Annotated in this window: 4 protein-coding genes and 3 rRNA genes (1 of these 7 running past the window's edge); all 7 read right to left on the reverse strand. The window is 58.1% G+C overall.

Annotation, left to right across the window (positions count from 1 at the left end):
• The gene (gene pgaB / locus AB4N42_RS02285; RefSeq protein ID WP_460115814.1) at window positions 1–1,998 is read right to left on the reverse strand and encodes a poly-beta-1,6-N-acetyl-D-glucosamine N-deacetylase PgaB; all 1,998 of its coding nucleotides are present in this window, start codon (window positions 1,996–1,998) and stop codon (window positions 1–3) included.
• Between the two features lie 12 nt (window positions 1,999–2,010).
• Entirely contained in the window at window positions 2,011–4,494 is a 2,484-nt protein-coding gene (pgaA, locus tag AB4N42_RS02290; protein ID WP_460115815.1) for a poly-beta-1,6 N-acetyl-D-glucosamine export porin PgaA, read from the reverse strand.
• Between the two features lie 243 nt (window positions 4,495–4,737).
• A complete protein-coding gene (locus tag AB4N42_RS02295) occupies window positions 4,738–6,243 on the reverse strand; it encodes a YdgA family protein (RefSeq protein ID WP_323155458.1) in 1,506 nt (501 codons plus the stop codon).
• 159 nt (window positions 6,244–6,402) lie between these two features.
• Window positions 6,403–7,038, reverse strand: a complete 636-nt coding sequence (locus AB4N42_RS02300) for an NADH:ubiquinone oxidoreductase subunit N (protein ID WP_198798004.1) — start codon at window positions 7,036–7,038, stop codon at window positions 6,403–6,405.
• 181 nt (window positions 7,039–7,219) lie between these two features.
• A 5S ribosomal RNA gene (gene rrf / locus AB4N42_RS02305) occupies window positions 7,220–7,335 on the reverse strand.
• Between the two features lie 107 nt (window positions 7,336–7,442).
• Window positions 7,443–7,558 (reverse strand): 5S ribosomal RNA (rrf, locus tag AB4N42_RS02310).
• 156 nt (window positions 7,559–7,714) lie between these two features.
• A 23S ribosomal RNA gene (locus AB4N42_RS02315) occupies window positions 7,715–9,979 on the reverse strand; it runs 627 nt beyond the window's last position.

Here is a 9,979-nt window from a genome sequence, read left to right on the forward strand (position 1 = left end):
TCAAGGATTCCACTTGTTGGAGAGCGCAGGCCGCACGGCTTTCACGGCGGGCTGGTCTTCGATGAAGTTGTCCGGGTAGTAACCGAAACTGGTCACGCCCTGACGCTTGAGGCGCCCCATCCAGTCGGCCAGTTGTTCGCCTTCGATGTCGGCCACCGGCTTGCTGTGCCAGTCGCGGGCTTGCAGCTCGAACACCGTACGCTTGAGCGCACCCGGGCGGGCCTTGATGGTTTCCACCAATCGCTCGAGCCAGGGGCCCGATTGCTCGCGGGTCTGCCCTTCCATCAATGGCATGGCCATCGGTGCAGTCCAGTCGTACGCGGCGAGAAAATCGTCGAGGTTCTGGGCGAACCAGGCTTCGCTTTCCGGGTTGAGCATCGGCTCGGCAAAGATATTGCGCGCCGTGCGCACCTGCGGGCCACGTATCGCCCGGACCTTGGCGGTGAGCTCGGCTGTGAAATCGATCAGGTAGCGGCTCTTGAAGCGAGTCCAGCGCTGCATGGCAGCCGGGTCATCGCGCAGGGCGGCGATGGATTGCGGCAAGCCGTGGGCGGCATAGACTTTCATCGCGGCGGGGCTGGCGTCCTCGAAGTCGGAGAACACCGCGTCGTCATGGTAAAGAACACCATCCACCGAGCTCATCCGCGCCATGTCTTCGTAGATTTCGCCGATGACCTTGCGCACGTTCGGGTCGAATGGCGACAGGCGCACGTACTGGTCCGGGGCGACACCGGTCTTGCCGGTCTTCGGATCCCAGCGCAGCACGCGGGGCAGTTTCGGGTCCAGGGCAAAGCTGAGCACCGGCATCCAGGCATAGACCTTGACGTTGGCCCGGGTACGCAATTGCCATGCAACCCGGTCAAACAGATCGGCGCGCACCGGCAGATGACGGTTGGGGAAGTACAGGGAGTGGACCAGGCCGTCACCTTTCGGGTCGGCGAACGCCTGCAGGAACACCGTGTTGGCGCCCAGGTCGTAGATGCGCTGGACCAGTTTGCCGACGTTGGCTTCTTGCTGCGCCGGGTCCGAATCGTAGACGTAATCCAGATCGACGTGGACCACCCGCATCGGGTCGATCGTTTGCACGGAAGAGATGCTTTCGGCGAAGTGCGCGCCGTCCGGATCGGACGACACCAGGAAACGCGGGCCATCCATCAGGTTATCGAGGCTGTCGAGACCATCCTCCAGAGTCAGCGCCATCTGGTAGCCCTCGCTGCCGATGACCTGCAACGCAGTGCCGTCGGCTTCGCCATAGGGCCAGACCCAGACGCGCGGGCTGTAGCCGGCAACCTTGCGGATCTTTTCGGAAATGGTCGCCACATCCTTGCGCATGCGAGCCTGGAAATCGGCCTCGTTTTCGTAGCGACCAGTCGCAGGATCGTAGTGCCGGGTGGTCGCGGCGGGTTGCTGGTTGCCTTGCGGGTTGGCGAGGATACCTTTGTGATTGGCGTCGGTGTGGGCGGCAATTTCCACCAGGCCCGACTTCGAAACCTCACGAACCTGCTCCCACGTCAGGAACTCGGAACGCTTGCGCGGCACACCGGCAAAATCCACCGATTGGCCCTGCGGCGTGTCGACCCAACTGCCGACCGGCGCCAGGATGGCCGGCCAGTTATAGGCGCGCAGGATCGGCATGACGCGGGTGTAGAAGCTCGAGTAGCCGTCGTCGAAACTCAGCAGCACCGCGCGCGGCGGCAGTTCCGGGCCACCATTGCGGGCGGCGATGATCTGGTCGACGGTGACCGGCTGGTAGTTGTTTTCCCGCAGCCAGGCCAACTGTTCGATCAGGCGTTCGGTACGCACGGCCACGAGAGCCTGGTCGGGGTCGAGATCCTCGACATCGTGGTAGGCGATGCCAAGCACGTGGTTTTTCGGCCACGGCGCGTCGTTGGCCGCCACCGGCCGTTGCGAAGGTGGTGTGAACGCCGGGGCTTGCTGGGCACAAGCGCTGATCAGCAAGACTCCCAGCAGAAGGATGAATCGCGAAATGACGGGCATTTTCAAACTCTTCTAGAAGCGGTAGGTGAGGTCGACAAGCAGGCGCAGATCGCTTTCACGATCGCCGTCGTAAGGGCGGTTGAGCCAGCTCAGCGCGGCCCCGGCTTCGAGCACGTCATTCCAGAGCAAACGCTGGCCGTAGCTGAGCAATCCCATCGCACCGGTGCTGTAGTCACGCTGGCTGTAGGTACCGGCGCCGGTCTGGAATTGCTGGCTCCAGGTGGTTTCGTAACGGCGGTACAACACATGGTTGGCGGTCACGGTCGGCATGACGCTGAAGTCCGATTTCGGATTGAAGTACGGCACTTCGTTGGAACCGCTGTTGCGGCTGGCACCGACTTCCAGACCCATTTCCACTTGCAACCTCGGGGCGCTGTAGAGGCCTTCGCGGCCGGTCAGCAAGGTCTCGAGGCGGTTGTTGCCGTCGCTGAAGTGCGACGGGCTGACAGCCAGTCGCCATTCGCGGCTCTCATTGGCCCGCCAGCGGACGAAACCGCTTCCGCCATTGGCGCGGATACCGCTGTTGAGAGCCCGCAACGGGGTGTCGGCCGAGAGGTAATCCAGGCTGCCGCCGTACTGCCAGTGGTCGTTGATGTCCCGAGCCACAGCTACACGTGCACCCTGCTTGTCACCGGAGCCATACGAGTGATTGGAGACTTCCGCTTCCAGGGTCATGTCGCGGGTGCGCCGCTCGACGCCCAGGCGCTGCCAGCGATGATGGCCGGTGCCTTCCTCGAAATCGCCAGTGGCGTAGCCGGCACCACCGAACAACCGCCAGTCCTCGTCAATGGGCGGGCTGTAGAGCAACGTTTCAATACCAAAGTCCCGGCTGCCGGTCACCGCACCAGCATCGCCATTGCCACCGCCAAAGCTCTTGCCGGTGTAGGCTTCGATGCGCAATTCGGCCATGTCGTGAACTTCGCGCTGGCGTTGCAGGCGCTTGACGTGGGCGTTCTCCGGATAGCGAGCGACGACGTCGTCGGTGAGCGCATCCATCTGCCGCCACTCCTGCAGATCCATCGCGGCGCGGGCCTGGGCGATTTCCAGATCGCGACTGCGCGGCGTCGTCGCCTCGACTTCCTTGAGCAGGTTCTCGGACCGGCGCGGCCAGTCTCGGGCCTGATACAGATCGGCCTGGGCCAGGCGCAAACCGATGTTGCCGGGGCCTTGATAGACAAGGTCGTTCAGGCGCGCTTCGGCGGAAGGCAGGTCAGCGCCATAGGTGCCCGCCTGGGCGGCGAGTTGCTGAGCGTCCATCCATTCGTCGTTAGGGTTGCCGATCGGCATCCCTTTAAGCTCCACGCGTGACGGCTGTGATTTCGCCAGATCCTCAGCAAGCGCGCGTGCTTCTTCGGAGCGTTCGCTTTCCAGCAAAGCGTAATAGAGCGCCGTGCTGTCTTCGAAGCGATCCGCAGGATCGGCATCGGGCGCGGTCAGTACGCGACGATACAGATCGATGGCAATCTCCGGCTCCCTTTGCTCCAAGTAGGAAGAGGCCACCCAGCGCAAGGCATAAGTAGGAATGCCGACGCCTTCAGCGACCAGTTTCTGGTATTCGGCAATCACCTCTGCCCGGCGAGCCCGGGCATTGAGGGCACCCATGCGGTCGATCCGCCAGCGCAGAACGTCCTCATGGGCCTCGGCCACCGGGGTCCAGGTGGCGAGCAGTTTGTCGTAATCAGCCAGGGCGCGATCCGCGATGACGAAGCGATCCTTTTCGCTGCGGCTGGCCATGTCCGCCAGGCGCACCCGCTCGGCCGCTACATCGCCTTCAAGCCGGCGCTGCACGCCACGGTCGATCAGCCCGGGCTGGAGACGGGCCAGGCGCAGGGCCGGCTCCGGCAACCGGGCACGTTGCAGTGCATAGATATACTCGCGCGCAACCTCAGGCTTGTGACTACCCGCACGGGTGAACGCCTGGTCGTATTCAAATAGCGCTTCGTGGGGATTATTGGCGCGGGTCAGCGCATAACCCAAAGCCAGACGGCGCATTGGATCGTCAGGTTTGGCGGCAACCAGCGCCTTGGCACGGCTGACGGCTTCATCAGGCTTGCCAGCATCGGCCTGGGTCAGGGCCAGGCCCAGTTGCAGATCGGGATTTTGTGGATCGATCGCCAGTGCGCGGCGATACAAATCGGTCGCCGAATCCCAACGCTTGAGGTTGCGATAGGACCGCGCCACAGCCGTCAGCGCCTGGACCGGCAGGTCGTGATAGCGGCCCTGGGTTTCATAGACGGTCGCCACCTCGGCATCGAGGCCAGCCCAACTGGCAATCTGCAGGTGATCACTGATCTGCGCGGTACTGGCCTGGCCGGCCGATAGCTGGCGCAACACGGTCAACGCGGGCGTGTAATGACCTGCACGGGCGTCGAGCACCTTCTGGTCATAGCCAGAATCGGCCAACGCCACAAGCGGCCAGCACAATTGGCTGCACAGCGCGACGCGAAACAACGGGCGCAAACCGAATTGAATAAAAGGACCCACAGTACGCGGCATTCGTCAGCATCCTTACATGGCCAGCCGGGTCGCAGTGCCCCCTTGCCCATCAAACAGGAGGCCGGGTCAAAGGAACCCAGCCAAGCTCTAACGGGCCAAGTCTGGCACTGCGCGCAGGGTCATCTTTCAGAACGCCATAATTCTTCAGAATCCATGCAGATTTCAGCGTGGTACTTTTTCACAGGCAAAAAAAACCGGCCGTGCGCAATGCACAGGCCGGTTTGGGGGACTGTTGAAGCGGGATTACTGAATGGCGACGCCGCCGCCCAGCTTGCTCATCACAAATGCCGAGAACTGTTCAACGGTCATTTTCTGGCCGTTGAAATCGACTTGATTGTTCGCGTAATGCAGGTTGGTGACCACATCGTTGCCCTCCAGCTTGGCCAGCTCCGTACCCACTGCCATGGCACTGAACATATCGCTGGTGGCGGTGGCCTGGTCAGCGATCAGCTTGGCATCGGTCTGACCTTCCATCTGCGCCTGCACAGTCAGCAGGTCCACCAGCATCGGCTTGGAGACTTTCACCTTGAATTCCAGCAGGGCAAGCAGTTGGCGACCCAGTTCATCAGGCGGCAAGTCCATGGATTGCGGCTTGGCCAAATCGACGACCAGGCTCGCGCGGCTTTCACCATTAGCGGTATTGAACGACAGGTTCTCCAGGGCGACTTGTGGAGCGCCTGCCAGGAGTTTCTCCAGATCAGCCTTGACCTGGGCCTCTTCCGCCTCGGTCAGGTTCAGCTCTGGCGCTGGCTCGCCCGCTTCAGCCGCTTCGGCAGCGGCTTTTTCGTAAGGCTGCAGCTTGGCTTGGTAGACCTGCATCAGCGACATGGTTGCTGGGATGTCCAGGTTCTTGAGGCTTACCGCCATTTGCGCCGAACCGATGACTTTGTCGTTGAACGACAACTCACCGATCTTGTAATCGGCACGCCCCGAAGCGCTGGTGCCGTTTTCGGCGCTGTTGTTCTTCATTTCGAAGTTCTTCAGGCCCAGCACCGATTTCTGCTCGCCGAAGCTGGTCTTGCTGTTGCTCAGCAACAGGGTGTTATCACCCATGTAGTAGCCATAGGTGCTCTTGGTCAGGTTACTGGCCAATGTCAGGCCGCTGAACTCAACTTGCACCGGCGTCTGGTCTTCGGCGACGGTGGTCAGTTTGAAACTGTCCATATAGCCATCGACCTTGATCTTTTGGGCTTGGGCGCTGGCAGCCACGTCGATCTTCAGGCCTGAAAAGATGAGCTGGGATTGTTCATCCAGCTTGGTATCCAGGGGCAGCAGCTCGAATGTGCCGTTGGTGGATTGATCGTAGCCCAGGTTGAACACGCCTTTGAGGGGCGACTTGTCCTTGGCGGCAACGAACCACTTTTCGGTCAGCGGGGTGCGCTCAAGCTCGGTGTGACTGGTGGCCATGACTGGCAGCCATTTGAGCGTCATCAGGCGGGAAAAGGGCAGCGGACCATGTTCGATGTTATCGACGAACAGCAGTTCGACCGGTTCGCTACCAAACATCTCGCCTTCGCCCTTGAGACGATAATGCGCGGTACTGCTGAATGTTCCGCGATCCAGGGAGACCAGTTCGATCGATGCAGTGCCATTGGAGCCGGCCAGAGCCGTTTGCATTTGCTTGTTGCTGTCGGCAATAGCGGTATTCAGCACTCCTTCAAGCTTCGTGCCGGTATACCAGGCGCCACCTGCGCTGACGGCACCGATAACCACAACGATTCCGAGAAGTACGCTTGCTGATTTATTCATGAGTGACCCGATCGTTATTCCATGGTTGAAAAAATCGTCGTCTTCCTTGACCCGCAAAGGGCTATGGCTCGACGCTGTAAAAGTGGTGGGGAGATTAGCATCAGGCAGGCACGCTAGCCCAATGTTTAAAGGGGGAAAAGCGTGTTCTTGAGAAATGGTCTACGAATATTGGACTTCGATCTCGTCGAGCTGGTGATCAAAAGTCTTGAGCCTTGCGGTCCAGGTATATACCAGCACTTCGAAATCACGATTGATCACCGCCGTGCCCGACGAATCTGCGCGCCCATCGCAAAAATCCAGTTGGTAGCGCTCCCGAGCCATGGCGTTGGCGACATCGCACAGCTCGCGCGCATTGTTGAGCCAATGCCAATCGTCTTGCGCGACCTGCTCGTCCAAAGCGGCACACTGGATTTTCAAGGCCTCGAGACTCTTTTCCAGAGGAGTCCCGGTGAGTTCTCCCATGACCTCCTGGAAGGTGCGCCCCGGTTGCCAATAACTGCCCCAGAAATAGCGATCGAACACCGTCTCGACCCTTCGTAGCGCAACCTTTGTATCCCAGATCAACACCAGGGTCTTGCCTTGCTCGAGTTGTTTTTTCTTGATGCGCTGGCCTTGCAGTGAAGCCCAGGCGACAACAGCTATGGATATGACGCCGATCAGCGCAGACACGCTATCGAGGAAGATCAATGCCTTATCTATCTGATGGGTCAGCATGACGCCATAGAAATAGGTACCTGAAAGCAGCAACAACGCTGCAATAGCGCACCAGAAGCCAGGAGCATAAGGGTTTTTCATTATTGGAATCCCCATGACCAGTCACATCGCGGGCGCCTTTTGCCTACGCCCAACAATCAAAGCATAGCAACGGCCTCGGGGTTTGCTGGAGCGGGACAGCAATTTAGGGGACGATCCGATTACCGGCCCTAAACGACAAAACCCCTGTCTGCGCTGGCAGACAGGGGTTTCGGGAATTCAATCTTGACGATGACCTACTCTCACATGGGGAAACCCCACACTACCATCGGCGATGCATCGTTTCACTTCTGAGTTCGGGATGGGATCAGGTGGTTCCAATGCTCTATGGTCGTCAAGAAATTCGGTGACCAACCCGTTCAGAAACAACGTGTCGGTAAAAATCTAAGACTTCTACTAAAACAAAACCCCTACCTGCGTCAGCAGATAGGGGTTTCGGAATTTAATCTTGACGATGACCTACTCTCACATGGGGAAACCCCACACTACCATCGGCGATGCATCGTTTCACTTCTGAGTTCGGGATGGGATCAGGTGGTTCCAATGCTCTATGGTCGTCAAGAAATTCGGGTACTGAGTCGTGGCCTCGTGGCCTCGCTTCAGCAAATTGGGTATGTGACAGCTTTCGGTGTTTGGTGAGTTTCGAACTTTCGGTTCATCTCGTCTTCACACACCGCAATCTGGCCTCTTTCGAGTCTACAGATTGCTTGGGTGTTATATGGTCAAGCCTCACGGGCAATTAGTACAGGTTAGCTCAACGCCTCACAGCGCTTACACACCCTGCCTATCAACGTCGTAGTCTTCGACGGCCCTTCAGGGGACTCAAGGTCCCAGTGAGATCTCATCTTGAGGCAAGTTTCCCGCTTAGATGCTTTCAGCGGTTATCTTTTCCGAACATAGCTACCCGGCAATGCCACTGGCGTGACAACCGGAACACCAGAGGTTCGTCCACTCCGGTCCTCTCGTACTAGGAGCAGCCCCTCTCAAATCTCAAACGTCCACGGCAGATAGGGACCGAACTGTCTCACGACGTTCTAAACCCAGCTCGCGTACCACTTTAAATGGCGAACAGCCATACCCTTGGGACCGGCTTCAGCCCCAGGATGTGATGAGCCGACATCGAGGTGCCAAACACCGCCGTCGATATGAACTCTTGGGCGGTATCAGCCTGTTATCCCCGGAGTACCTTTTATCCGTTGAGCGATGGCCCTTCCATACAGAACCACCGGATCACTAAGACCTACTTTCGTACCTGCTCGACGTGTCTGTCTCGCAGTCAAGCGCGCTTTTGCCTTTATACTCTACGACCGATTTCCGACCGGTCTGAGCGCACCTTCGTACTCCTCCGTTACTCTTTAGGAGGAGACCGCCCCAGTCAAACTACCCACCATACACTGTCCTCGATCCGGATAACGGACCTGAGTTAGAACCTCAAAGTTGCCAGGGTGGTATTTCAAGGATGGCTCCACGCAGACTGGCGTCCACGCTTCAAAGCCTCCCACCTATCCTACACAAGCAAATTCAAAGTCCAGTGCAAAGCTATAGTAAAGGTTCACGGGGTCTTTCCGTCTAGCCGCGGATACACTGCATCTTCACAGCGATTTCAATTTCACTGAGTCTCGGGTGGAGACAGCGCCGCCATCGTTACGCCATTCGTGCAGGTCGGAACTTACCCGACAAGGAATTTCGCTACCTTAGGACCGTTATAGTTACGGCCGCCGTTTACCGGGGCTTCGATCAAGAGCTTCGCGTTAGCTAACCCCATCAATTAACCTTCCGGCACCGGGCAGGCGTCACACCCTATACGTCCACTTTCGTGTTTGCAGAGTGCTGTGTTTTTAATAAACAGTCGCAGCGGCCTGGTATCTTCGACCGGCGTGGGCTTACGCAGCAAGTGCTTCACCCTCACCGGCGCACCTTCTCCCGAAGTTACGGTGCCATTTTGCCTAGTTCCTTCACCCGAGTTCTCTCAAGCGCCTTGGTATTCTCTACCCAACCACCTGTGTCGGTTTGGGGTACGGTTCCTGGTTACCTGAAGCTTAGAAGCTTTTCTTGGAAGCATGGCATCAACCACTTCGTCACCCAAAGGGTAACTCGTCATCAGCTCTCGGCCTTGAAACCCCGGATTTACCTAAGATTTCAGCCTACCACCTTAAACTTGGACAACCAACGCCAAGCTGGCCTAGCCTTCTCCGTCCCTCCATCGCAATAACCAGAAGTACAGGAATATTAACCTGTTTTCCATCGACTACGCTTTTCAGCCTCGCCTTAGGGACCGACTAACCCTGCGTCGATTAACGTTGCGCAGGAAACCTTGGTCTTTCGGCGTGGGTGTTTTTCACACCCATTGTCGTTACTCATGTCAGCATTCGCACTTCTGATACCTCCAGCAAGCTTCTCAACTCACCTTCACAGGCTTACAGAACGCTCCTCTACCGCATCACTTACGTGATACCCGTAGCTTCGGTGTATGGTTTGAGCCCCGTTACATCTTCCGCGCAGGCCGACTCGACTAGTGAGCTATTACGCTTTCTTTAAAGGGTGGCTGCTTCTAAGCCAACCTCCTAGCTGTCTAAGCCTTCCCACATCGTTTCCCACTTAACCATAACTTTGGGACCTTAGCTGACGGTCTGGGTTGTTTCCCTTTTCACGACGGACGTTAGCACCCGCCGTGTGTCTCCCATGCTCGGCACTTGTAGGTATTCGGAGTTTGCATCGGTTTGGTAAGTCGGGATGACCCCCTAGCCGAAACAGTGCTCTACCCCCTACAGTGATACATGAGGCGCTACCTAAATAGCTTTCGAGGAGAACCAGCTATCTCCGAGCTTGATTAGCCTTTCACTCCGATCCACAGGTCATCCGCTAACTTTTCAACGGTAGTCGGTTCGGTCCTCCAGTCAGTGTTACCTAACCTTCAACCTGCCCATGGATAGATCGCCCGGTTTCGGGTCTATTCCCAGCGACTAGACGCCCTATTAAGACT

The sequence above is a fragment of the Pseudomonas sp. H2_D02 genome, assembly GCF_054677635.1.